Origin of the sequence: Pseudomonas germanica (assembly GCF_019614655.1) — a bacterium.
GTDB classification, from domain to species: domain Bacteria; phylum Pseudomonadota; class Gammaproteobacteria; order Pseudomonadales; family Pseudomonadaceae; genus Aquipseudomonas; species Aquipseudomonas neuropathica.
Genome location: NZ_CP071586.1, coordinates 4,459,579 through 4,484,575, shown reverse-complemented (window position 1 = coordinate 4,484,575; position 24,997 = coordinate 4,459,579). Strand labels below are relative to the sequence as shown.

Annotated in this window: 21 protein-coding genes; 11 read left to right on the top strand and 10 right to left on the bottom strand. The window is 60.9% G+C overall.

Annotation, left to right across the window (positions count from 1 at the left end):
• Positions 1-793: 793 nt before the first annotated feature.
• Positions 794-1,999 carry an MFS transporter gene (locus tag J0G10_RS19685; RefSeq protein ID WP_220556522.1) on the bottom strand — a complete coding sequence of 402 codons (1,206 nt, stop codon included), beginning with the start codon at positions 1,997-1,999 and terminating at the stop codon, positions 794-796.
• A 118-nt stretch (positions 2,000-2,117) separates the two neighbouring features.
• Between J0G10_RS19685 and J0G10_RS19680 the strand changes: the two genes are divergently transcribed.
• Positions 2,118-3,017: a LysR family transcriptional regulator gene (locus J0G10_RS19680; protein WP_095050813.1), complete on the top strand. Its 900-nt coding sequence runs from the start codon at positions 2,118-2,120 to the stop codon at positions 3,015-3,017.
• A gap of 92 nt (positions 3,018-3,109) precedes the next feature.
• On the top strand, positions 3,110-3,970 hold the full coding sequence (locus J0G10_RS19675) for a DUF2242 domain-containing protein (protein ID WP_220556521.1): 861 nt from the start codon (positions 3,110-3,112) through the stop codon (positions 3,968-3,970).
• Between the two features lie 404 nt (positions 3,971-4,374).
• Here J0G10_RS19675 and J0G10_RS19670 read toward each other — a convergent pair whose 3' ends face one another.
• Both J0G10_RS19670 and J0G10_RS19665 read right to left on the bottom strand, forming a co-directional pair.
• On the bottom strand, positions 4,375-5,415 hold the full coding sequence (locus J0G10_RS19670) for an AraC family transcriptional regulator (protein ID WP_095050811.1): 1,041 nt from the start codon (positions 5,413-5,415) through the stop codon (positions 4,375-4,377).
• 3 nt (positions 5,416-5,418) lie between these two features.
• Positions 5,419-6,549, bottom strand: coding sequence for a carbon-nitrogen hydrolase family protein (locus J0G10_RS19665; protein ID WP_220556520.1), 1,131 nt, complete (start codon positions 6,547-6,549; stop codon positions 5,419-5,421).
• Positions 6,550-6,757: 208 nt separating this feature from the next.
• On the opposite strand from J0G10_RS19665, the gene J0G10_RS19660 reads away from it, so the two are divergent.
• Positions 6,758-8,797 (top strand): NADPH-dependent 2,4-dienoyl-CoA reductase, encoded by a 2,040-nt coding sequence (locus J0G10_RS19660; protein ID WP_093434064.1) that lies wholly within the window; start codon positions 6,758-6,760, stop codon positions 8,795-8,797.
• 200 nt (positions 8,798-8,997) lie between these two features.
• Positions 8,998-9,924, top strand: coding sequence for a 1-aminocyclopropane-1-carboxylate deaminase/D-cysteine desulfhydrase (locus J0G10_RS19655; protein WP_220556519.1), 927 nt, complete (start codon positions 8,998-9,000; stop codon positions 9,922-9,924).
• A gap of 3 nt (positions 9,925-9,927) precedes the next feature.
• Here the strand turns inward: J0G10_RS19655 and J0G10_RS19650 are convergent, their stop codons facing one another.
• The 3 genes from J0G10_RS19650 to J0G10_RS19640 all read right to left on the bottom strand — a co-directional run bounded on the left by J0G10_RS19650 (position 9,928) and on the right by J0G10_RS19640 (position 12,748).
• Positions 9,928-10,476: a cytochrome b gene (locus J0G10_RS19650; protein WP_220556518.1), complete on the bottom strand. Its 549-nt coding sequence runs from the start codon at positions 10,474-10,476 to the stop codon at positions 9,928-9,930.
• 189 nt (positions 10,477-10,665) lie between these two features.
• Positions 10,666-11,493, bottom strand: a complete 828-nt coding sequence (phnX, locus tag J0G10_RS19645) for a phosphonoacetaldehyde hydrolase (protein ID WP_095050807.1) — start codon at positions 11,491-11,493, stop codon at positions 10,666-10,668.
• A 145-nt stretch (positions 11,494-11,638) separates the two neighbouring features.
• Positions 11,639-12,748: a 2-aminoethylphosphonate--pyruvate transaminase gene (locus tag J0G10_RS19640; protein ID WP_220556517.1), complete on the bottom strand. Its 1,110-nt coding sequence runs from the start codon at positions 12,746-12,748 to the stop codon at positions 11,639-11,641.
• A gap of 112 nt (positions 12,749-12,860) precedes the next feature.
• Between J0G10_RS19640 and J0G10_RS19635 the strand changes: the two genes are divergently transcribed.
• Positions 12,861-13,727, top strand: coding sequence for a LysR substrate-binding domain-containing protein (locus J0G10_RS19635; protein WP_095050805.1), 867 nt, complete (start codon positions 12,861-12,863; stop codon positions 13,725-13,727).
• 107 nt (positions 13,728-13,834) lie between these two features.
• On the opposite strand, the gene J0G10_RS19630 is transcribed toward J0G10_RS19635, so the two are convergent.
• The gene (locus tag J0G10_RS19630) at positions 13,835-14,713 is read right to left on the bottom strand and encodes a LysR family transcriptional regulator (RefSeq protein WP_095050804.1); all 879 of its coding nucleotides are present in this window, start codon (positions 14,711-14,713) and stop codon (positions 13,835-13,837) included.
• Between the two features lie 281 nt (positions 14,714-14,994).
• Between J0G10_RS19630 and J0G10_RS19625 the strand changes: the two genes are divergently transcribed.
• Together J0G10_RS19625 and J0G10_RS19620 are read left to right on the top strand one after the other, a co-directional pair.
• On the top strand, positions 14,995-16,320 hold the full coding sequence (locus tag J0G10_RS19625) for an MFS transporter (RefSeq protein WP_095050803.1): 1,326 nt from the start codon (positions 14,995-14,997) through the stop codon (positions 16,318-16,320).
• Between the two features lie 72 nt (positions 16,321-16,392).
• Positions 16,393-17,784, top strand: a complete 1,392-nt coding sequence (locus tag J0G10_RS19620) for an FAD-dependent oxidoreductase (RefSeq protein ID WP_220556516.1) — start codon at positions 16,393-16,395, stop codon at positions 17,782-17,784.
• A 105-nt stretch (positions 17,785-17,889) separates the two neighbouring features.
• On the opposite strand, the gene J0G10_RS19615 is transcribed toward J0G10_RS19620, so the two are convergent.
• Positions 17,890-19,281 (bottom strand): type VI secretion system Vgr family protein, encoded by a 1,392-nt coding sequence (locus J0G10_RS19615; RefSeq protein WP_220556515.1) that lies wholly within the window; start codon positions 19,279-19,281, stop codon positions 17,890-17,892.
• Between the two features lie 221 nt (positions 19,282-19,502).
• On the opposite strand from J0G10_RS19615, the gene J0G10_RS19610 reads away from it, so the two are divergent.
• Positions 19,503-20,207 carry a YebC/PmpR family DNA-binding transcriptional regulator gene (locus J0G10_RS19610; protein WP_016983911.1) on the top strand — a complete coding sequence of 235 codons (705 nt, stop codon included), beginning with the start codon at positions 19,503-19,505 and terminating at the stop codon, positions 20,205-20,207.
• A gap of 126 nt (positions 20,208-20,333) precedes the next feature.
• Here J0G10_RS19610 and J0G10_RS19605 read toward each other — a convergent pair whose 3' ends face one another.
• Positions 20,334-21,647: a leucine-rich repeat-containing protein kinase family protein gene (locus J0G10_RS19605; protein ID WP_220556514.1), complete on the bottom strand. Its 1,314-nt coding sequence runs from the start codon at positions 21,645-21,647 to the stop codon at positions 20,334-20,336.
• A 218-nt stretch (positions 21,648-21,865) separates the two neighbouring features.
• Entirely contained in the window at positions 21,866-22,996 is a 1,131-nt protein-coding gene (gene zapE, locus J0G10_RS19600; protein ID WP_220556513.1) for a cell division protein ZapE, read from the bottom strand.
• Positions 22,997-23,301: 305 nt separating this feature from the next.
• On the opposite strand from zapE, the gene J0G10_RS19595 reads away from it, so the two are divergent.
• The 3 genes from J0G10_RS19595 to J0G10_RS19585 all read left to right on the top strand — a co-directional run bounded on the left by J0G10_RS19595 (position 23,302) and on the right by J0G10_RS19585 (position 24,995).
• Positions 23,302-23,805 carry a Csu type fimbrial protein gene (locus tag J0G10_RS19595; protein WP_093434104.1) on the top strand — a complete coding sequence of 168 codons (504 nt, stop codon included), beginning with the start codon at positions 23,302-23,304 and terminating at the stop codon, positions 23,803-23,805.
• A 99-nt stretch (positions 23,806-23,904) separates the two neighbouring features.
• Complete coding sequence (locus tag J0G10_RS19590; protein WP_093434107.1) at positions 23,905-24,438, top strand: Csu type fimbrial protein; 534 nt, start codon at positions 23,905-23,907, stop codon at positions 24,436-24,438.
• A gap of 20 nt (positions 24,439-24,458) precedes the next feature.
• A complete protein-coding gene (locus J0G10_RS19585) occupies positions 24,459-24,995 on the top strand; it encodes a Csu type fimbrial protein (protein ID WP_095124457.1) in 537 nt (178 codons plus the stop codon).
• The last annotated feature ends 2 nt before the right edge of the window (positions 24,996-24,997 follow it).

Here is a 24,997-nt window from a genome sequence, read left to right as displayed (position 1 = left end):
TAGGAGCGAGCCTGCTCGCGAAGGCGGCCTGACAGCCGACCTGTTTTTTGCGGATGTACTCATTCCAATTGTAGGAGCGAGCCTGCTCGCGAAGGCGGCCTGACAGCCGACCTGTTTTTTGCGGATGTACTCATTCCAATTGTAGGAGCGAGCCTGCTCGCGAAGGCGGCCTGACAGCCGACCTGTTTTTTGCGGATGTACTCATTCCAATTGTAGGAGCGAGCCTGCTCGCGAAGGCGGCCTGACAGCCGACCTGTTTTTTGCGGATGTACTCATTCCAATTGTAGGAGCGAGCCTGCTCGCGATAGCGGCCTGACAGCCGACCTGTTTTTTGCGGATGTACTCATTCCAATTGTAGGAGTGAGCCTGCTCGCGAAGGCGGCCTGACAGCCGACCTGTTTTTTGCGGATGTACTCATTCCAATTGTAGGAGCGAGCCTGCTCGCGAAGGCGGCCTGACAGCCGACCTGTTTTTTGCGGATGTACTCATTCCAATTGTAGGAGTGAGCCTGCTCGCGAAGGCGGCCTGACAGCCGACCTGTTTTTTGCGGATGTACTCATTCCAATTGTAGGAGCGAGCCTGCTCGCGAAGGCGGCCTGACAGCCGACCTGTTTTTTGCGGATGTACTCATTCCAATTGTAGGAGCGAGCCTGCTCGCGAAGGTGGCCTGAAAGCCGACCTGTTTTTTGCGGATGTACTCATTCCAATTGTAGGAGCGAGCCTGCTCGCGAAGGCGGCCTGCCAATCGACCCATTTCCCGCAGACCGGAGCTAATTCAGCCGGGCATCCGATCTCATCCGGCTCTTGGAAAACCATGATCCCGAGCTTTGACCGCCACATACAAAGTCAACACCAACAATCCAGCAACAATCCACGGGAATACCCCCACCCCGGGGTTTCCCAGCAACAAACCACCCACCAAGCCCCCACCAGCAATCCCGACATTCCACAGGGTAACCAGCATCGATTGCGCCGTATCGGCAGCCTCTTTCGCCGTTTTCGCCGAGGCGGTTTGCAGCAGCGATGGCATGGCGCCAAACGCCAGTCCCCAGATGGCGGTGGCTATGTAAATGACGTTGGGCGAGTCGCGCCACAGGCCCAGTGCTATCGCGGACAGCATGAACAACCCGGCACTGATCAACACCAGTTCGCGCAGCCAGCGGTCAATCAGGCTGCCGACGATCCATAAGCTCAACACTGAAGCGAGGCCGAATGCCAGCAGCACGCGGTCGACATTGGCGTCCAGCCCGGACGGTTGCAGGAACGGCGCGATGTAGGTGTACAACAAGTTGTGCGCGACGACGTAGGTGAGGGTGACCAATAACACGGATCGCACGCCAGGCAAGGTCAATACCTGACGCAGTGGCAGGCGGTTTCCCACGCGTTCGCCGGCGAAATCCGGTACTTGCCAGCGTACCCAGATCACCAGCACAACGGTCAGCGCGGTCATGATGGCGAAGCTCAGACGCCAGCCGACCAGGGTGCCGAGCAGGGTGCCTGCGGGTATTCCCAGCGACAGCGCAAGCGGCGCGCCGAGCATGGCCACGGTAATGGCGCGACCTTGCAGGTGTGGGGCGACCATGCGGCTCGCGTATCCCGCCAGCAGTGCCCAAAGCAAACCGGCAAATACCCCGGCGATAAAGCGTGCGATAAGGGTCAGCCAGTACCACTCCGACAGGGCGGTGATGCTGTTGGCGATGGCAAAGCCGCCGATAGCGGACAGCAAAAGTGGTCTGCGGCGCCAGCCGCGGGTGGCGATCGTCAGGGGAATTGCAGCGAGTATCGAACCGATCGCGTACAGCGTGACCAATTGGCCGATCAGCGCCTGGGAAACGTTCAGGCTGCTGCTCATCTGCGGCAACAGGCCGGCAGGCATGGCTTCAGTCATGACCGTGATGAATCCGGCGGTGGCCAGTGCCAGTAGCGCGCCGAGGGGGAGTCGCTCGCGGCGGTCGACGGGGCGTTCAAGTGTGGGGCAATCGAGTTGTGTGTCGTTCATGAGCCGGCATCCATGTGCAGAGTTGACGAGGAGCACAGGGTAGGGCGCTGCACATCGGCGAAAAACGGGTTAAGGTTCCGAACATATCGGACACGGATGTCAGCAATGGGAGATTGGTATGGATAGCCTGGGCGGTATTTCGGTGTTTGTTCAGGTCGCCGAGACTCGCAGTTTTACCGAAGCTGGTCGGCTGCAAGGGGTGTCATCGTCGGCGGTGGGCAAAAGTATTGCGCGACTGGAAGCGCGACTGGGTGTGCGGCTGTTTCAACGCACCACCCGCAGCGTCACGCTGACCAGTGAAGGTGCGCTGTTTCTTGAGCGGTGTCGCAAGATTCTCGCGGAAGTCGAGGCGGCGGAGTTTGAGTTGTGTGACGCCGCTGCCAAACCCCACGGCAAGTTACGCATCAGCCTGCCGCAGGTGCATGGCCTAGTGATGCCGGTGATGAACGAGTTCATGGCGTTGTACCCGCAGATTGAACTGGATCTGGACTTGACTGATCGCATGGTCGATGTGGTTGAAGAAGGCTTCGACGCGGTGATCCGCACCGGCAAACCACGAGACTCCCGACTGATGGCGCGAGCGTTGGGCGAGTTTCATATGGTGCTAGTGGCCAGTCCGGCGTATCTGGAGCAGCGCGGGGAGCCGCAAAAGCCCGGCGATCTAGCGGCTCACGCGTGCCTTCGGCATACGTTTCATGCCACTGGCAAACTGGAAACCTGGCCGCTGATCCGCGTGGAAGGCGCCGCAGAGGCGACGTTGCCGACACGGTTGGTCAGCACGTCGATTGAGGCGGTGAGCCACGCGGCGCTGGCCGGCATGGGCATTGCCTGTCTGCCGGATTTCATGACCCGGGAGGCCGAGGCTCAAGGCCGTTTGCGTCGCGTGCTTGATACGCATCTGGAACACACCGGACAGTTCTGGGTCCTATGGCCATCCAGTCGCCACGCCACGGCAAAGTTGCGCGTGTTCATCGATCATCTGGCATTGCGACTTTTTCCCGCAACTGAAGGTCGATAGAGTTGTAACTGCTTTAAGACACTAATCCATGCGCCGCCGGGGCGTGATCTGTTGCACAATACGCCCCGGACTGTTTTCTCTCAGGATGTTCAATGTTGATTTCCACTCCCATGCGTGTTGTCGGGTTGGCGCTGTTGTTGACCGCTGTTGCCGGCTGTTCGAAAGACAAGCCGATGTATGAGCATGAGAACTTCGATGACTCCGGTACGTTTTCGCGCAATTACCCGGTGACCGACGCGGTCAGCTGCGAAGCGGCGCGCCGTGCATTGCTCAGCCAGGGCTACATCATCACCAGCAGTGACCCGAAACTGGTCAGTGGCCACAAGAGCTTCCAGCAAACCGGCGACACCCACATGGAGATCAGCTTCAACGTGGTCTGCGCCGATGACGGCAGTGCCGGGCACCATGCGACGATGTTCGCCAACGCCCTGCAGGATCGCTACGCGCTGAAGAAGACCAACAACTCGGCCAGCCTCGGCGTGGGGGTGTTGGGCTCGGTGTCGATGCCGATCGGCTCGTCCGACGATTCGATGGTCAAGGTTGCCAGCGAGACGGTGACGTCGCAGAAGTTCTATGAGCGCTTCTTCACGTTGGTGGAGTTGTTCCTGCCGGCGGAAGCAAAAAAAGCCGCGCATATCGAAGAGAAGCCGAAGGCTGACCTCGGCGTGCCTGAGGCGAAGGCGGCTCCGGCAGCGTTGGTACCAACGCCAACGCCAACGCCTGCGCCCGCCGCAACCCCTGCTCCTGCAGTGGAGCCCGCTCCCGCACCTGCCGAGGTCGCGCCAGTGACGTCTGAACCGGTTGCGCCACCAGCAGAGGCCGCGCCGATCACTCCGGCCCCGAGCGCGGAACCGGCGCCAGCATCGACGACCGAAACCATCACGCCACCGGCCAACCCGGACATCCCGCCGCCCTCCGAGCCGATTCCGGCGATGCCAGCGTCCGGCCAATAAACCAGCCTCACCCCAAATCCCTGTGGGAGCGAGCCTGCTCGCGAAGACGGACCTTCAGTCACCTATGTGCTGAAGGGGCCGAGGCCTTCGCGAGCAGGCTCGCTCCCACAGTGGTTTTTGGTGCACTTAAAATCTAGTTACATTCCCCTGACAAAAATCCTGCGATAAATTCCTGACCACCTGCTACGTTTTATTCATGAAGGCCGGGTTTCACTTTTCCTTCATACGAGCACGTTAAGCTCGAGGCACTGGGCATTTGCTCAGGCCCATTCAAGAGAGCAGCAGGGGGATTACACGATGGATGAATATCAAGAAGAGCTGCTCGAATACCAGGCCTTTGAACTGGACCCACCCGAGCCAGCCGAAGACGCCACCGAGCTTTAACTTGCAGCTTGCAGCTGCGTTTATGCCGTCTTGCGGTGACTGCGGCGGAATTCGCCGGGCGTCTGACTGCTCCAGCGTTTGAAGGCGCGCTGGAACGCCTCGGCTGAAGCAAAACCCAGCAGGTAGGCGATTTCACCGAATGCCAGTTCGGTATCGCGGATGTAAGTCATCGCCAGGTCCCGGCGAGTGTCATTGAGGATTGCGCGAAACTGCGTGCCTTCCTCGGCCAGTTTGCGCCGCAACGTCCAGGTCGGCAGCTTCAGGCGTGCCGCCACTTCTTCCAGGTCGGGTTCCCGGCCACCATTGAGCAATGGCCCCAACAGTTGAGTGATGCGTTCGCGCAGGCTGCGGGTGCGAGTCAATTGCTCCAGCTCACGTTCACACAATTGCAGCAGATGCCGCCAGGTACTCGGGCAATGCTCGGGATTGCGCTGTGCGAGGCTGTTCAGGCTCAGGCGCAGTTGATTGCCCTCGGCACCGAACTGGATCGGGCAATCCCCCAGCAAGTCGTACGCCTCGCGGTAGTCCGGCTCATCGAATTCGATTTCAATGCGTTCGGCGCGCAGCGGTTCGCGGCTGACACTGGAGAGCTGATGCAGCCATCCGGCAATGATCGAGTCCACGACAAAACGGTTATAGGCGTTGTACGGGCTGATCGAATAGAAACGCAGCCACGCGCCATGGGCATCTTCGTGGAAACTGGACTGACCGCGATAGTTGGAACCGTACAACGCCTCGAAACGGATCAGACAGCGCGCGGCTTCGCGCACGGTTGGCGCCTGTGCGGCGGTAACGCCGGCCAGTCCGGCCTGGCTCAGGCGACTGAGCTGACCCATGCGCAAGCCCAGCGCCGGGTCACCGGTCAACTGAATCGCCGCGTGGCCCAGGCGCATATAGCGCGGAATCGACAAACGCGCCCCGGCCTCGGCCAGTCGCGCGGCGTCCAGACCATATTGCTCCAGCAACGGCTGCGGATCCGCCCCATGACTGCGCACGGCGTCGGCGAGGCTGTGAACGAAGCCCACCGACAGGTCCCCGAGGCGCATCGGCAGGGGCTTCATGGCTTACAACCAGATGTTCAACAAACGCGCGCCACGGGCATCGCCATCGGCGAACTGCTGACCGTTGCTGCTGAGGAAACTCTGACCGGCACTGGCCTTGTCCCAGAACTGCCCGCGCAGGAACACACTGATGCCGGCAATCGCTCGACTGCTCGGTGGTTGCGCGGTCAGTGTCAGCCGATGCCAGGCTTGTCCTTCGGTGACTTCACCGGGTTTGAGGCTGACCGACCCCGGTGTGCTTGAACCTTTGTAACCGCGCCATGGCTGATTCCACGCACCTTGACCGAATACCTGCGCCGGTACCGCGATCAATTGTGCGTTTTGCTCGTCGAGTTTGCGGTAATTGTCGGGGTACCAACTGTCGCTGCCAATCAATACGCCAAGGCGTCCGGCCGGGGTGTCGACCACGTTGAGCGCGTGTTTGTCTGCGCTTTCGAGCACTTCGCGCTGATCGAATACCGGGTGCATCTGCCGTTGCGGCTGGCCCAGCGGCACGCCATCGCGGCCGAACACCACGCTGCTGTTGAACAGGGCACCGCTACCGGGTTTGAGCTGGCCATCGCGAACGCTGGGTTCCGGTAATACGATCGAGCCGGCCACCAGGGTCACGTGAAATTCTTTGGCCAGACCACCGAACAGCGCCTGGTAATCCTTGGCCATCGCCTTGGCTTTCATCCGCAGGTACGCGTCGTTGAGGCGGTCGCTGCCGTTGGCGCTGAGCCAGGCGCGGGCGAACAGCAAGGGATTGCTCGCCGCCAGCCAGTTCATCGCCTCGGCGAGGGTCGGGGCCTGATACAGCTCGTCTTTCTCGCCGCTGAGCAGCAGCCAGGTGCCGACGTTCTCCGGCAACACCACGACGGTTTTGTCGTTCAGCAGGCCTTGATCCTGGGCTTGCTGCAGATAGGCTGCGAGTTTGCGGTGCAAGCGTTCGGTGCTTTGATAATCGGTGGGAAACAGCTCGGGCTGGATGCCCAGCAGATTGCCACGATCGGCGGGGATGCCCTGATCGATCGCCACTTTAATGCGTAAGTCCGACAGGTAATGGCCCGCCGGCCGGTCCGCCGCCCACATGGCGTAGGTGGTCAGGGCGGCGACGAGGGCCATGGAGAAGAACAGGTACAAAAGTTTGCGCATGAAAACCAACAGCTACCGGGTACAGGGTATGGCGACTAGGGTAGGGCCCATGGACCTGATTGCCAAGGGGTGCTGCGCATTTGGATCAATAAGTTGTCAGTTACGGTCATTGAGTGACAGCGATGCGCCTCTTAGTCTGTCGAACATGACTGACGGGAGCCGCAGAGCGCCCGCAACTTTTCCGTGATCGCTCGTTGTGGAGTTACCGATGACCGCCGCTCATTACCCGCACCTGTTGGCCCCGCTGGACCTGGGATTCACCACGCTGCGCAACCGCACCTTGATGGGTTCGATGCACACCGGTTTGGAAGAAAAACCGGGCGGTTTCGAGCGCATGGCGGCGTACTTCGCCGAACGTGCCCGTGGCGGCGTTGGCCTGATGGTCACTGGCGGTATCGGCCCGAACGACGAGGGCGGCGTGTACTCCGGGGCGGCCAAGCTGACCACCGAGGAAGAAGCGCTCAAGCACCGCATCGTCACCCGCGCAGTGCACGACGCGGGCGGCAAGATCTGCATGCAGATCCTCCACGCCGGGCGTTATGCCTACAGCCCGAAACAAGTCGCGCCGAGCGCGATTCAGGCACCAATCAACCCGTTCAAGCCCAAAGAGCTGGACGAGGAAGGCATCGAGAAGCAGATCAGCGATTTCGTCACCTGTTCGGTATTGGCGCAGACCGCCGAATACGACGGCGTCGAGATCATGGGCTCGGAAGGTTATTTCATTAACCAGTTCCTCGCCGCGCACACCAACCACCGCACCGACCGCTGGGGCGGCAGCTACGAAAACCGTATGCGCCTGCCGGTGGAAATCGTTCGTCGTGTGCGCGAGGCGGTAGGGCCGAACTTCATCATCATTTTCCGTCTTTCGATGCTCGATCTGGTCGAGGGCGGCAGCACCTGGGACGAGATCGTCACCCTGGCCAAAGCCATCGAGCAGGCCGGCGCAACCATCATCAACACCGGCATCGGCTGGCACGAAGCGCGGATCCCGACCATCGCCACCAAAGTGCCGCGTGCGGCATTCAGCAAGGTCACGGCCAAGCTGCGCGGTTCGGTGAAGATTCCGCTGATCACCACCAACCGCATCAACACCCCGGAAATCGCCGAGCAGATTCTGGCTGAAGGCGATGCCGATATGGTCTCGATGGCGCGGCCGTTCCTCGCCGATCCGGACTTCGTCAACAAGGCCGCTGAAGGCCGCGCTGACGAAATCAACACCTGCATCGGTTGCAATCAGGCGTGCCTCGATCACACCTTCGGCGGCAAGCTGACCAGTTGCCTGGTCAACCCGCGTGCCTGCCACGAAACCGAACTCAATTATCTGCCGGTGCAGCAGATCAAGAAAATCGCTGTGGTTGGCGCCGGCCCTGCCGGTTTGTCCGCCGCGACCGTGGCGGCTGAGCGTGGCCATCAGGTGACGTTGTTCGATTCGGCCAGCGAAATCGGCGGTCAGTTCAACATCGCCAAACGCGTGCCGGGCAAGGAAGAATTCTTCGAAACCCTGCGCTACTTCAAACGCAAGTTGCAGACCACGAATGTCGAGGTGTGCCTGAACACCCGCGTCGATGTCGCGAAACTGGTGGAAGGCGGTTACGACGAGATCATCCTCGCCACTGGCATTGCACCGCGCGTGCCGGCAATTCCGGGTGTCGAGAATGCCAAGGTGCTGAGCTACCTGGACGTGATCCTTGAGCGCAAGCCGGTCGGTAAACGCGTAGCGGTGATTGGCGCCGGTGGTATCGGTTTCGACGTCTCGGAATTCCTCGTTCACCAAGGCGTGGCCACCAGCCAGGATCGCGCCGCGTTCTGGAAAGAGTGGGGCATCGATACGCAACTGGAGGCCCGTGGGGGTGTGGCCGGGATCAAAGCCGCACCGCACGCGCCGGCCCGCGAAGTGTTTCTGTTGCAGCGCAAGAAAACCAAGGTCGGTGATGGTCTGGGTAAAACCACTGGCTGGATTCACCGTACCGGTCTGAAGAACAAGCAGGTGCAAATGCTCAACAGCGTTGAATACCTGAGCATCGATGACCAAGGCCTGCATATCCGCATCGGTGAAACCGGCGAGCCGCAAGTGCTGGCGGTGGACAACATCGTGATTTGCGCGGGGCAGGATCCGCTGCGTGAATTGCATGACGGTCTGGTGGAAGCGGGGCAGAACGTGCACCTGATCGGCGGTGCGGATGTCGCGGCTGAGCTGGATGCCAAACGCGCGATCAACCAAGGCTCGCGCCTCGCTGCTGAACTTTAAGCTCCACCGCTGAACCTGTGGGAGCGAGCCTGCTCGCGAAAACGGTGTGTCAACCGATGCAAATGTCGATTGATACGACGCCTTCGCGAGCAGGCTCGCTCCCACAGGTTTTGTGTCATTTACACATACAGTGAGCCTGCTCGCGATGGCGGCTTGTGAGCGACTAGAATGCCGGCTCTGTCCAGATCGAATCGTCGCCCATGCTTTTGCCTCCCACCGATTGGCTACCCCAAGCCCCTCTCGAACACCTTCACCTCGACTGGCTCGCAACCGCCGGCATTGAAATGGCCATCCTGCGCCTCGACCAGATCGACCCGCTGATCAGCGGCAACAAATGGTTCAAACTCGTCGAACACCTCAAAGCCGCCGACCGTATGGGTGCCGAGGGCATCATCAGTCTCGGTGGTGCGCATTCCAATCATCTGCACGCGTTGGCAGCGGCGGGGCAACGGCTCGGGTTCAAAACCGTGGGGCTGTTGCGCGGGCATGCGCAGGAAACTCCCACGGTGCTGGATCTGCAGGCGTGCGGCATGCAATCGCATTGGTTGGGTTATGACGGTTATCGCGCGCGCAACGAGCCGGGATTCTGGCAACCCTGGCACGAGCAATACCCCAATCTGCAAGCGGTTCCCGAGGGTGGAGGTGGACTTGCAGGGGCGCTCGGTTGTGCAGCTATCAAGGAACAGGCGCAAGCGCAATTGCCTACGCTGGGCTGGAGCGACTATCACGGTTGGTGGCTGGCCTGCGGCACCGGGACGACACTCGCCGGACTGGTTCTCGCCGAGGCGGGTGCGCACCGAGTCTATGGCGCGTTGGCAGTCCCTGAGGATCACGGCGTGGCGCCGCAGGTCGAGTCGATTATGCGGTCAGCTGGACTGGCCACTGCCGACTATGAGTTGATCGATGCCAGCCGTGGCGGTTTTGCCAAGGTTGATCCGCTGCTGCTCGCGTTCATTGACCAGACCGAGCAGGCCAGCGGCGTCCCACTGGAGCCGTTGTACACCGGCAAGGCGTTGCTGGCGCTCAAGCAACAGGTCGAGGCAGGCAGGTTCGCGCCCGGCACGCGGCTGATCTTCATCCACACCGGAGGCTTGCAGGGCCGGCGTGGGTTTAGCGCCAGCCGCTGATATTCAGCCGCGCTTGGGCATCATCCGCAGCAGCGTGTTATCGCCCACCACATAGTGGTGATAAATCCCCGCCAGTGCATGCAGGCCGATCAACCAGTAGCCGATCGTGGCAATCAGCACATGCCAGCCCTCAACCTGCTTGGCGAAATTTTTGTTTTCCGCGACCAACAGCGGCAGGTCAAAACCATAGAACATCACCTGATGTCCTTCGGCGCTGGTGATCAGCCAGCCCAGGATCGGCATGCTGATCATGAACAGGTACAACGCCCAGTGCATCAGCCGCGCCAGCACGGTTTGCCATTGCGGTGAGGCGGGGAAGATTTTTGGCGCCGGACCAATGCTGCGCGCGAGCAGGCGAAACCACACCAGCACAAACACGGTCAGGCCGAGCATGTAATGCACTTCGCGGATCAGCGTGCGCCCGCCACTGCCTTTGGGAAACAGACCGCGCAACTCCATGCTGGCGTACACCAGCACCAACAGGACCAGCATCAGCCAGTGCAACAGGACCGAGACGGTGCTGTAGCGGGATTCGGAACTTGTCCACGGCATACGGTGTTTCCTCACAGATCAGGGTTCAAACCTGCCGTTCTTGGCCGACGGCATGCTTTAACTGTAATCCGCTTTGGCGGATTTGCCTGAGGCTGATCGGACTTTCAATGCTCTGAGTCAGGGCTTGCCAATAAAAAACGCCAGCGTCGTGCAGACACTGGCGTTTTTCTTTGCAGCAAGCGGCAGGGATCAGCTCGATTGCGGCATTTCACCGTTGGCCAGACGCTTGTTGATGTCGGCGATGACTTCCGGCAAATCGGTAATGGTGTCGATCATGTAATGCGGGCGCGAGCCTTCGAACAGCGCGTGAATGCGTTTGCGCTCGCTGGCCAGTTCATCGCTGCCCAAGGCACGGAACCCTTCGTAGTCCAGACCCAACGCGTTGCCTGAGCAGATCAGCGCCACGGTCCACATTCCGGCGCGGCGGCCTTCGAGAATGCCCGGCACGGTGTCGTCGATCTTCACGCACGCTGCGACATCGTCGATGCCCAGCGCGATCACGTTGGCCAGCGCCTGAGCCGGCCACGGACGGCCATTTGGCACTTCGTCGGTGGCAACCACGTGGTCGGCGACGTAGCCGTTGGTGGCGGCCAGCTCGACGACCTTGTCCATCACCTGCTTCGGGTAGCCGGAACAGGAGCCGATCTTGATGCCTTGCTGACGCAGATTGGCGATGGTTTCCAGTGCGCCGGGAATCAGCGCCGAGTGTTCGGCGATCTTCTCGATCTGCAGCGGCATGAAGCGGTTGTAGATGGCGGTGACGTCATCGTCGGTCGGCGTGCGGCCGAACGCCTTGCGATAACGCTCGGCCACTTGCGGCTGATCGCAGAGGGTGCGGATGTGGTCCCACTTGCCCATGCCCATCGGGCCACGCGCTTCTTCGATGGAGACCTGCACGTCGAACTCGGCGAAGGCTTCGACGAAGATCTGCGTCGGCGCGAACGAGCCGAAATCGACCACGGTGCCGGCCCAGTCGAGGATCGCGGCTTGCAGCTTGTTTGGGTTGACGTAGTTCATGGCAATCAAATTCCTGAGTTGGCAATGCAATTCAAATGTAGGAGTGAGCCTGCTCGCGATAGCGGTTGATCATTCAACATCTTCGTCGACTGGCACGGCCTCATCGCGAGCAGGCTCACTCCTACAGGGGGATTTTTGGTGTGGCTTAGATTTCTAACACTTCCATCTCGCGCAGCACTTCGCCGATCGCTGCAACGGCCTGGCGCATTTCGCCCGGACTGACGTGACCGATGCAGCCGACGCGGAAGGTCTCGACCTGAGTCAATTTGCCCGGATAAAGGATGTAACCCTTGGCTTTCACGCGTTCGTAGAAATCCTTGAACTGGTAGCGCGGATCTTGCGGCGCATGGAACGTAGCAATGATCGGCGCCTGAATTGCCGCCGGCAGGAAGCTGCGCAAACCGAGTTTGCCCATCTCGTCCATCAGCGCCTGGCAGTTGGCGGCATAACGCGCATGGCGTGCCGCCAGGCCACCTTCTTCGTTGTATTGCAGCAGCGCTTCATGCAGCGCCGCGACCACGTGGGTCGGCGGGGTGAAGCGCCATTGACCGGTTTTCATCATGTAAGCGTGCTGGTCGTACAGGTCCATCGCCAGCGAGTGCGAATTGCCAGCGGCTGCGGCCAAAGACTCTTTGCGAGCGAAGACAAAACCCATCCCCGGCACGCCTTCCAGGCATTTGCCGGAAGCGGCGATCAGCGCGTCGAACGGCACTTTCTGCGCGTCCACCGGCAGAGCGCCAAAGGAACTCATGGCGTCGATGATCAGGCGTTTGCCGTGTTGCTCAACGACCTGGGCAATCTCCGGCAGCGGATTGAGAATCCCGGTGCTGGTTTCGCAGTGGATCAGGGCGACGTGGGTAATATTGCTGTCGGCGCGCAGCAAGCGGTCGACGTCGGCGGCGGTGGTCGGTTCATCTTCAGCGGTTTCGAAGGTGCTGAACGAGCGGCCGAGCACTTCGCAAATCTTCGCCAGACGCTTGCCGTAGGCGCCGTTGATCAGCACCAGGACTTTGCCGTCACGCGGCACCAATGTGCCGATTGCCGCTTCAACAGCGAAGGTGCCGCTGCCCTGTAAGGGTACGCAGTGGTGAGTGGCGGCGCCGTTGAGGATCGCCAGCAGTTGTTCGCAAAGGCTGGCAGTCAGTTGATTGAAGCGGTCATCCCATGACCCCCAGTCGACCATCATCGCCTGGCGGGTGCGGGCCGAAGTGGTCAACGGGCCGGGAGTGAGCAGGATGGGTTCGGCAATACTCATTCGTGTGTCCTCGGATAGCGCTGTGGGATGAAGCTACGGGGCATACGTTGCAATTCGCCGTTGCATCAATCAAATTGTTTGTTGTTATGCCAGCCATCAGTGAGAGTTATCCATGAACCTGTTCCAGCTCCGCGCCTTCGACGCCGTGGCCCGTGAAGGCAGCTTCACCCGTGCCGCCGCGCGCTTGTTCATCAGTCAGCCGGCGGTTACCGGGCACATCAAGGCGCTGGAAGAGCACTACCAGATCACCCTGTTGCGGCGCACCGCGCGACGGGTGGAACTGACCGAGGAGGGCACCAAACTCGCGGCGATCACCCGCGCGATGTTCGGCCTGGCGGAAGAGGCGCAGACGATGCTCGAGGCCAACCGGCAATTACTCACCGGGCGACTGGAAGTGGCGGCGGACGGGCCGCATATGGTCATGCCAATGTTGGCGAGCCTGCGCGCGCGGTATCCGGGAATTACGGTGAACCTGCGCTTGGGCAATGCCCAGGAAACCCTCGCTGCATTGTTGTCGGAACACGCCGATGTGGCGGTGTTGACCGAAGTGGAGCCGCGCAAAGGCCTGCACCTGCAGGCATTGAGCGAATCACGGATTTGCGCGTTGGTGCCGGCAGGGCACCCGTGGGCGATGCGCGCCGGGGAAGTGAAACTCAAGGATCTGGATCAGGTGATCATGGTGCTGCGCGAACCGAGTTCGATCACCCGGCGTACATTTGATGAGGCCTGTGCGCAGGCGTCGATCCATCCTCGCGTGTTGCTGGAACTGGACAGCCGTGAGGCGGTGACCGAAGCGGTGGCGGCCGAGTTGGGCGTTGGCGTGGTGTCATCGGTGGAGGTCAGCCATGATCCGCGGGTGGTGGCGATTCCGATTGTCGGGGACGGGCTGGTCAATCGGCACATGATCGGCTGCATGGAGCGGCGACGGGAGTTGCGCTTGATTCAGGCGTTCTTTGGCCTGGCGCCAACCGCCCCGTGATCGTTCCCACGCTCTGCGTGGGAATGCAGCCTGGGACGCTCTGCGTCCCATCCAAAGCCGAACGCGGAGCGTCCGTTGAGGCGTTTCCACGCAGAGCGTGGGAACGATCAGGAACCGGGGAGGCTGTCGCGGACCATATCGAGGAAGGTCGCCACCACCCGTCGATTGCTTTGCTCGCGCAAACACACCAGCGTCTCCGTCAACCGTCGGGTGCAGTCGACAATCGGCAACGCACACACCCGCGAGTCCGCACCAAACTCCGCGGCCGACACCACGCCAACGCCAATCCCGACCACCACCGCCTCACGCGCCGCTTCCCGGCCCTCGACCTGAATCGCCGGACGAATGCGAAATCCGGCCCGGGCCATTTCCTCTTCCAGCGTCTGCCGCGTTACCGAACCGTGTTCACGCAACACCAGCGGCGTGTCATCCAGGTCTGCCAGGCAGATCGATTCACGCTCGGCCCACGGATGATGGCGCGACACGAACGCGACCATCGGATCATTGCGCAGCGGCACACACAGCAAGCGTTCATCACTGACATCGCGGCCAAGCAACGCCAGATCGGCCTGATAGTTGAACAGGCGAAATAACGATTCATCGGTGTTGCCGGTCTCGATCTTCACGCTGATTCCCGGATAGCGCTCACAGAAGCGCGCGATCTGCGGCAGCACGTGGACCGGCGCATCCACTGCCAGAATCAGGCTGCCGGTCTGCAAGGCCTGGGATTCCTGCAACAGTTCCTGTGCTTCGGCTTCAATCACAAACAGGCGCTGGGTGATCGCCAGCAAGCGTTCGCCCAAGTCAGTCAGGCGTACGGAACGTTTATTGCGGTGAAACAGCAAAACGCCGAAACGCTCTTCGAGTTTGCGCACTTGGTCGGATATCGCCGGTTGCGTGAGAAAAAGGCGCTCGGCGGCTTTGGTGAAGCTTCCATGCACGGCCACGGCGTGGAAGGCTTTGAGTTGGGCGTGGGACACCGACATGAAGTCACCTGATCGCTTAGTCAGTAACAAGCTGAGCTTATGTGTGAAATACGATAAATCGATTTTATTTATTAAACAGTAATTGCTTTGATCGGCTCACGCCATCGCTGACTGCCCGCTCGGGCCGCACGGTAGCCATGAGCCTGTGCGTGCAACAACAGGACTCATCTGACCGATATCGCCACAGGGACGGGGTGATATCGCAGTGCTCAACAATAAAAACACAGGCGTTTTTCTTAACGATTCTGCCGGCACACTCACACCCTGAGGTCAGAACCACCATGAACAAGCACATCGGCACCATTGCGCGTTGGCGCGTGCAGATTTTCGCGATTACCTGGCTTGCGTACGCCGCTTTCTATTTCACCCGCAAAGCGTTTTCGGTGGCCAAACTGGGCATCGCCGAAGACCCTACCTTCATGCTCGACAAGATGGCCATGGCCAACCTCGATGCGATTTATCTGGCGGCTTATGCCCTCGGCCAGTTCACTTGGGGCATGCTCGCTGACCGCTTTGGCCCACGGGTCGTGGTGCTCGGCGGCTTGCTGATTTCCGCCGCAGCGGCGCTGGTGATGGGCAGTTACGCGACGTTGCCGATCTTCGCCACCTGCATGTTGATACAGGGGTTGGCGCAGTCCACTGGATGGTCGGGGCTGTGCAAAAACCTCGGCAGTTTTTTCCCTTCCCAACAACGCGGGCGAGTGCTCGGGTTATGGAGTTCCTGCTACGCGTTTGGTGGTCTGGTAGCGTCGCCGTTCGCCGGCTGGTGGGCGTATACGTTGATGGGCACCTGGCACGCGGCGTTCATTTCCAGTGCGGTGGTGGTTGCCGTCGTGGCGGTGTTGTTCTTTATCTTCCAGCGCAACAAGCCGGAAGACGTCGGCTTGCCGGCGGTCGAGCCGGAGCCTGAACTGACGGCGGAAGAAACCGAAGCCAACAGCAAACTCAGCGTCTGGGAGCCCTTGAAGGAAATCCTGCGTAACCGCACGGTGCTGGTATTGGGCCTGGCGTATTTCATGTTGAAACCGGCGCGTTACGCGATTCTGTTGTGGGGGCCGGTGATTGTCTTTGAACAGATGCCCAGTGTCGGCAAGGTCGGCGCGGCGATCATTCCCACCTCATTCGAACTGGCCGGGTTGCTCGGGCCGATCCTCATCGGTCTGGCTTCGGACAAACTCTTCGGCGCCCGTCGGATGCCGGCCTGCGTGTTGAGCCTGTTGGCGTTGACCGTGACGCTGGCGCTGTTTATGGCCGCGTTGCATACCGGCAGTGTGTTGCTGGTGGTCGCGCTGCTGTTCGTCATGGGCCTGACTTTGTATGGGCCGGACTCGATGATCAGCGGTGCCGCCGCGATCGACTTCGGCAAAGCCAAGGCCGGCGCCACGGCGGCCGGTTTCGTCAACGGCTGCGGCTCGGTTGGCGCGGTACTTGGCGGTTTGCTGCCGGGTTACTTCGACTCGGTGACGGTGTTTATCGTCTTCGCCGGTTGCGCGCTGTTCTCGGCGCTGGTGCTGATTCCGCACTGGAACAGCCGCCCGGTTGGCGTGATGGAACCGCGCGCCTCTATCCCCAATTGCCCGCTGACGATCAAACCCCTGCGTTCCTGAAACCCTTGCCTCGTGGCCTGCTGCGACGCTCGCGGCAGGCTGGGTCGTGGCCATCTGACTTGGAGAAACCCCATGAGACCGTTTTGGCTGGAGCAGGCCTTGCAGGCCGACACCTCGCAAACCTGCCCGCCGTTGCAAGGCGAAGTCCGCGCCGATGTGTGCATCGTCGGCGGCGGGTATACCGGGTTGTGGACGGCGATCATGCTCAAGCAACAAAACCCCGAACTCGATGTCTTGCTGATCGAAGCGGACATCTGCGGCGCCGGTGCCAGTGGGCGCAATGGCGGGTGTGCACTGTCGTGGTCGGCGAAGTATTTCACCCTTGAACGCTTGTTTGGCGTCGAGGAAGCGGTGCGCCTGGTCAAGGAATCGGAGCGCAGTATCCACGCGATCGGCGAGTTCTGTGAGCAGTACGGCGTCGATGCAGATTACCGTCTCGACGGCACGCTATATACCGCGACCAACCGCGCGCAGGTCGGTTCGACCGATGCAGTGATTGCCGCACTCGAGCGCAACGGTATCAACTCGTTCACCCAGAGTCCGCTGGCCGATGTGCAGCGCATGGCCGGTTCGAGCAAGCATCTGGAAGGCTGGTTCTCGCCGGCGGCGGCCAGTGTGCAACCGGGCAAACTGGTGCGTGGCTTGCGTCGCGTGGCGTTGCAGTTGGGTGTGAATATTTACGAAAGCACGGCGATGACCGGGCTGGAAGAAGGGCGCCCGGCGCGCCTGCAAACACCGAACGGCAGTATTGTTGCCGATCGCGTAGTGCTGGCGATGAATGCGTGGATGGCCCGTGCCTTTCCACAGTTCGAACGCAGCGTGGCGATTGTTTCCAGCGACATGCTGATCACCGAGCCGCGCCCGGATCTGTTACAGCAGATCGGCCTGACCAGCGGGGTCACTGTGCTCGATTCGCGGATTTTCGTGCACTACTACCACAACACCCCGGACGGCCGAATCATGCTCGGCAAGGGCGGTAACACCTTCGCGTTTGGCGGACGAATGCTGCCGGTCTTCGATCAGCCATCGCCTTATGCCGGCCTGCTGAAAAATAGCCTCGCCGACTTCTTCCCGGCGTTTGCCGATGTCAAAGTCGATGCCACCTGGAACGGCCCGTCGGATCGCTCGGTCACCGGTTTGCCGTTCTTCGGCCAGATGAGCAGCGCCGGCAATGTGTTTTACGGCTTCGGCTATTCCGGCAGCGGCGTCGGCCCGTGCCACATGGGCGGGCAGATTCTTGCTTCGTTGGTGCAGGGCCTGGACAACCCGTGGACCCGTTCGCCGCTGGTCAACGGGCCGCTGGGTTATTTCCCGCCGGAGCCAATCCGCTACCTCGGTTCGTTGATGGTGCGCAACGCCATCCGCCGCAAGGAGCGCGCCGAGGATCACGGGCGGCGTCCTCGGCATTTGGATGTGCGCCTGGCGAAATTCGCTGCGGCGGCAGGCAAGGCTGACAAAGCCTGAAGCACGGCGTGTTGATGTAGGAGCTGCCGCAGGCTGCGATCTTTCGATCTTGTTTTTAAGATCAAAATCAAAAGATCGCAGCCTGCGGCAACTCTTACAAAGGGATCAGCGTGCGCCGCTGTCGAGTAGCCAGTCGAGTAATAGGCTGTCACGTGCGGGTGGTTCGCGAGGTGTGGGCTTACGTGAGTTGCCCAGACACAGAATCGGCCGGTCGGGGTCGCTGTCAAGGAAACTCACCCACACTTCGCTGCCGGCGCAGGGCAGTTCCTCCCGTGCCACTCGGCCATTGGCGCGAGTCATGGCGATGGGCAGCCAGATCGCCTCGTCATCAAGGGTTTGCAGATGTTCAGAGGGCCACAGCCTGACGGCGACCCGACCCTGTTCATCGAGCTGCGCCGGTTGCCCGGCAGGTCCCAGCACCAGCGCCAGGTGATAACCGGCAATGCCTGGACGCGGTTGGTTGAGCGCCGGGCGAAAATCGCTTGACCAGGGCTGGGCGGTAAAATCGTTTTCGTAGCGGTACAGGGGTGGGGTCGGGTCAAGAATCGACGGATGTTGCCCGTGATGACGTATCGAGGTGAGCCGCCATTGTTCGTTGAAGTGGCTGATCGGATGCGCCGACACTTGCAGCAGTTGTCCACTGAGCAAGCCGATCCGGTCGCTGCGGCCATTGATCGTGCGATGCTGGCAGCGTTGCCGTTCCAGATGTCGACGGCTGCGTTGTTCGTGGTGTCGTTGTTCGAGGGAAGATGCCTGCGGCAAGGGATTTGCCGTGATGTGGTTGGCGGCCTCGTCGCTGATCGCCCGCTGCCCTCGGTTACGCACGGCATGCAGCGTGGCGACGGGCGCGGCGTGATGATGCTGGTACAGCGAAGCGATGCAGGGTGAAGGCGTTTGCTCACAGGCCTTGAACGGAACCAGTACCGGCGTTTGCGGCAGACTGAGGCTGTCATCGGCAAACACGACAACGTGTCCGTCCATCCGGTGTTCGAAGTGGTAGTGAATGCCTTCCTCCTCGCAAAGCCTGTGCAGCAGCGCCAGATCGCTTTCTTCGTACTGGATGCAAAAAGGCCGGATCGGGTAGCGGCCGACAGTCATTTCAATCCGGTAGCCGTCGGCGGGCAGGGCGTTTTCCGTGAGCAACTGCTGGAGAATCTGCGGCACACTCTGTTGCACGAACACTCGCCGTTTGCTCGGCTGAGCCAGCCTGTGCAAGCGCGGCACGACCGTCACGCGATAGCCGATCCGGTGCGTACCGCGATGTTCGCAACTGGCACTGTCGATCACGCCGTGGATTCCATGATGGTCGTCCAGACGCAGAAAGGCCCGTTGGTGCAGGAATGTGCCCGGCGCCACGGCGGGGGCCAAACCGATCAGTTCGATATCGAAACGGTAGGGCTGGTTGAGCGCTTCCTCGCCGTGAAAGCGCACCACTGGCAGGCACAGACCGCTGTCGTTCAGGGTCAGGGTAAAAGGACTTTCCTTGTCATTGAGCATTCGAACGGGCTCTGTCAGGCAATACGGGCCTGAGAGGGTACGAAACCGCAGCGTTGAATGGTCATGTCAAAGGCGTTTTTCAGAATTCCCCTACAAGCTCTGGTGAAGATGTCGATTCCACATTGCGTTTTTTTGGTCGATTGCCGACTTTAGGCCGTATAAACTTGGCGCCACGCGTCGGCCAATAGATGTCTCGGCGCCACAGATCAAGAGAGTGAGTAATGGGCGCACAGTGGAAGGTTAAACACAAAGAAGCGGCATCCAACGCCAAGGGCAAGATCTTCGGCAAACTGGTGAAGGAAATCACCATCGCTGCCCGCAACGGTGCCGATACCGCCACCAACGCACACCTGCGTCTGGTGGTCGAACAGGCCAAGAAAGCCTCGATGCCAAAAGAAACCCTCGATCGCGCGATCAAGAAAGGCGCCGGTCTGCTGGGTGAAACCGTGCAATACCATCGTGTGACCTACGAAGGGTTCGCCCCGCACCAGGTGCCGCTGATCGTCGAGTGCGTGACCGACAACATCAACCGTACCGTCGCCGAAATCCGCGTGGCGTTCCGTAAAGGCCAACTGGGGGCTTCCGGCTCCGTGGCCTGGGACTTCAACCACGTCGGCATGATCGAAGCCTCGCCGGACACCCCGGACGCCGATCCGGAAATGGCCGCGATCGAAGCCGGTGCTCAGGATTTCGAGCCGGGCGAAGACGGCGCAACGCTGTTCCTGACCGACCCTACCGACCTGGATTCGGTGCAGAAAGCGTTGCCAGAGCAGGGTTTCACCGTGCTGTCGGCCAAGCTCGGCTACCAGCCGAAGAACCCGGTCAGCGGCTTGAGTGACGAGCAGATGGCTGAAGTTGAAGCGTTCCTCGAAGGCCTCGACAACCATGATGACGTGCAGGACATGTTTGTTGGCCTGGCGGGCTGATCTGTTTCGTCAGTGATGGCCTCATCGCGGGCAAGCCCGCTCCCACAGGTTCAGAGGTGTCCACACATTTTGTGAACGACCCGGACACTGTGGGAGCGGGCTTGCCCGCGATTGACTGCGCAGCAGTCAGCTTTCCTGCAACACCGTAATAACTTCAGCAAACCCCGGCCGCGCCAGCACATCCGCCTGACAGCAACGCCGCTCCAGCTCTTCAAGCACCGCACGCTGCTCATCACTCAACCCCGAGTCGATGCGCGCCAGCAATTCCCCCAGCAAAACCCCGAACGCACGCACTTCGATGCGTTGCAACGCGCGCGTTTCCGCCGTATCGGCAATAGCATGGAACGACGCCCCGCCAAAATCCCCGAGCAGGCAATCGCCGCGCTCGTTCAACAGAATGTTGTGCCCGTACAGATCGCCGTGGGTGATGCCTTGCCGGTGCAAGTGTTCGGCTGCCGAAGCGATGCCTTTGGCAATGTTCAGCGCGACCTCGGCACTGAACCGGCAGTCATCGGCGTACACATCCCGCGAGCAGGACGCCAGGCTCGGCAGATCAGCGAGGTTGCGGAAAGACGGATCGATCAACTGCATCACCAATCCTTGCTGGCCGTCGGGATGGCCACTGATGCGTCCCTCGACGCGGATCAGATTGGGATGCAGGCCAGCAGTGATGCAGGCATTCATTTCGTGCAGTGGCGAACCGTCGCTGGTCATTTCACCTTTGTACAGTTTCACCGCGACCGGCGTCACTGCGCCATCGGCGCGTTGCCAGTTCGCCCGGGAAATCACCCCCGAGGCGCCTTCACCCAGCCGTTGTTCCAGACGCAGCGCCGACCAAGGGATTTGCGGCGTTGCCTCGAGTGCGGCGGCGTCGGCCTCGGTTTCCAGCGGGTTACCGGCATAAGCCAGCCAGGTCAGGCTCGGCAGGCTGAGCAGCCATTGCGGCAGTTCGCTCAGGCGGTTGGCGGAGACGCGCAGCAACTCCAGTCGATGGCAGTTGCTCAGCGAGGGGGGCAGCGTTTGCAGACGGTTGCCCGAGAGCATGAGTTTTTGCAGGGCAGGGCGCTCGCCAAGTTCGCTCGGCAGGCTTTCGATGCAGTTGTCGGTCAGGATCAGCCAGCGCAGCTGAGGCGGCAGGGCGGCACCGGGTACGTTGACGATGCGATTGGCCCTGAAGCCGACCATCGTCAGGGCCGCGCACTGGCCGAGGCAGGCGGGCAGTTCGGTGAAGGTGTTATCGGAGCAGAACAACACGCGCAGGCGAGTCAGGCGATGCAAGTCGTCCGGCAGGCTGCTCAATTGGTTGCCGCTGAGGTTGAGGATTTCCAGGGTGTCGGCCAGATCGAAAATCTCGCGCGGGAATTCGGTCAGGCCACAAGACAGATCCAGTCGAGTGATGCCCGACAACTCGCCGGCGCGCAATTGAGCAAGGGTGTGCATGTTTGGTGTTCGCTATTGATCAGGGGCGCGCCGCTGGGGCGCCGGGAATGGCCGACATGATAACGGCAATACCCTGATTTGAAATTGGCTAGGTGGCGAAACTTCAGATGCCCTTGGTGGGAGCGAGCCTGCTCGCGAAGGCGGAGTGTCAGAAGCTGATGTTTTGACTGATAGGGCGCTTTCGCGAGCAGGCTCGCTCCCACAGGGGAGTGGCGTGCTCAGATCGTCCCGTGCACTTCCTGCAACTGCCCCAACCGACTGCGTGTGCGCGCCAGGTCAATGGCATTGCCATCCAGGCTAGCGCACAAGGGCAAACGACCGAGTAGCGTCAGGTGCTTGTCCTGGTCGTACAGCACGTCGATCAGGTTGATGAAGCGTTGTTGCGCGGCGATCGAGCACTCCGCCAGTTCCGGCAGATCATCGATGATCCAGCGGTCGAAACGGCGACACAGTTCCAGGTAATCCATCACCGCCGTTGGCTGTTCGCACAGATCGTTGAAGGTAAAACCGACCCGCCGCTTCTCAAAAAACCGCGCCTGAAACTGCCGGGTGCCGACCGTTAGCGCAACGGCCGGTGCCTCTGCAGGCGGGAGATCCAGGGCCGTGCGTTGTGCTGGCGTGGCCGGCCACACGTAATGTCCCTGGGTGAATATCTGGTGTGCAGAGTGACGCGTCTGGCTGCGGTAATCGTGCGGGCCGCCGACTTCCATCACCTGCATGTGCGTATTGATCAGTTCGATCACCGGTTTGAAGCGGGCGTGATAAAGCGGATTGGGCAGCAAACCTTCAGGCGCATAGTTGGAGGTCACCAGCAGCAGAATCCGTCGTTTGAACAACGCCTTGAACAGCCGGGTGATAAGCATGGCATCGCCGATGTCATGCACATGAAACTCGTCGAAACACAGCACCCGACAATCTTGCAGCAGTTCGTCGAGAGTCACTTCGAGGGCATCGTCCTGCAGGCGATGGCTGAACATGCCCTGATGCAATTGCGCGAAAAACTGATGGAAATGCAGGCGTCGTTTCTGGGTGATCGGCAGCGCCTGAAAGAAGCCGTCGAGCAGCCAGCTCTTGCCACGCCCGACGGCGCCGAACAGATACAGGCTTGGCGCGGTTCGGCCACTGGCGGCCAACAGCAGACTGGCCTGCTGCGCCATGCACTCGATGACGCGCTGCTGGCTGTGGCTGAGGGTGTAGCCCTGACCGCTGGCCTTGTGTCGGAAGTAATCGCGGATCGACTGGGCACTGGCGTCATGCCCGGCGCCGGCCGGCAAACCCTTGCCGAACCAGCGGTGCAACGCCGGCCAGCGCTGGATCAGTCGCGATCGTTTCGGCGGGTGGGCAGGCACTGTCGGCGTCTCCGTGTTCGTCAAAACCGGCTCCCGGGAGCGCGGCGATGTAGTGTAACCAGACGCCGAGATGACCAGCCACCGCGACGTGTCGACAGTGGGCGGTTATTGAACAAATTTGTGCGGCACGTACAGCCTTTTTTAGCGACATGGCTCGCCCCGTTGCCAATCTTTCGAAACATATCCCGGCCGATCCATGGATCCAATCGACTGGCGGAATCGTCGACCGTTGCTAACCTCAATCACAGAAACGACGTCGCAAGCGATCACTGACAAGGAATGGCGCAGTGAATGTACATGGGGTTATGGGGCTGTTGGGTGTGCTCGCTGCACCTGTCTATTCGGCGGATCTTCAGGTTGAAGTGCGCGTCGATGTGCAACGCGGCTGCCAGTTGATCGGCCAGCAGCGCAACGCTGGCATTGAGCAACTGGGCGTGCTTGATTTCGGCAGCACTGCACGTCTCGATGACCCGGCCGGGCCTTTGGCAGCGGCGCTGACCAATCAACGCCTGCCACGGCTGGAGTGCAATCCGGACACGCCGTACCAGATGCGTGTCGACGGCGGCTTGCATGGTGGTGTCGGGGAAGTTCGCTATATGGTCGGTTCAACAGGCAGTAAACCGATTCCGTACCGCTTGTATCAGGACGCGGCGCGCCGGGTGCCGCTGGTGGTGGATGTTCCGGTCAGTGGGCGGGTGCCGGACAGCGGCACGGTGGAGTTGCCACTTTACGCGCGGATCGAGCGCCTGGCTGAGGTGCCGCAGGTCAGCCGTTATTCGGATCTGGTCAAGGTGACGGTCACCTGGTGAGTGTGGTTTCAAGGCAGCCGCTGGACGCGGGTGCGCAAGGAAGGCGTTCGATGATGAGCGCGGTGATCGAGTCAGCGTAAAGGAGCAGGGACGGGCGCAATGACAGGCAAACACTGGATGGTGGTGGCGGCAGGTACGCTGGCATTGCTCGCAGACGAGGCGCAAGCGGCGGTCAGCGGGCAGATCAATGCGCGGCTGATCCTGATTGCCGGCTGCGAAGTCACCAATACCAGCACACCCGACAGTCCGCTCAGCGCCCTCGGCACCCTCGACTTCGGCCTTCAGGGGCCCACCTGGAACGCGCCGATCAAGGCCAGTCTGGACGGCGACAGCAGCGGCAAACTCAACGTCGCCTGCAACCCCTCGGTCACCGGTTTCACCGTCACCATCGACGGCGGCACCCACGGTGACGGCAATACCCGGCGCCTGAGCAACGGTCGCCAGACCCTTCCTTATCAGCTGTTTGTCGATCCCTCCGGCGTCCGGAGTTACAGCATCGGCCAGCAACACAATTTCGCTGTCACCAGCGGTGCGCAGATACCCATTCCGGTATTTGGCACGGTGGTGGCGAATACCCGTGCGGTACCGGCAGGGGTCTATACCGACACCCTGACGGTGACGCTCGACTGGTAACCCCGTAGAGGACGGACACCATGCGTATGTTTGCATCAAGGATAGGTTTGTCGTTGCTTGGCCTGGCGCTGGCTTCCGGTGCCAACGCCGCCACCACGGTCACTGGCCAGATCACCTCCAGCCTGATTCTGATTAGCAGCTGTCAGGTCAACGGCGCTGGCGGTTCCACCGGGCTGAACTTCGGTGCGTTGAACTTCGGCACTGCCAACAGCCTGTTCACTACCGCCACCGGGCAGGTGTTGGGCGGCGGCGGCGGGGCGTTGTCGATTCTCTGCTCCAGCGGCACCACGCCGACGGTCAAGGTACGCGCGGGCTCCCACGACGGAATGTCACCGGGTGGCACGCGGGCGCTGTACGACGGCGTTGCCAATTACGTGCCGTACGACTTGTACACCGATGCCGGGCACTCGCAACTGCTGGCGATTGACGGGACGATCAACCTCGCCGCCAGTACCGGTGTCGCGCAGACAGTGAACATCTACGGTCAGGCAGTGGGCAAGGCCGGTTTGCCGGCGGGGACGTACACCGACACTGTCGCCGTAGAACTGACGTTCTGATG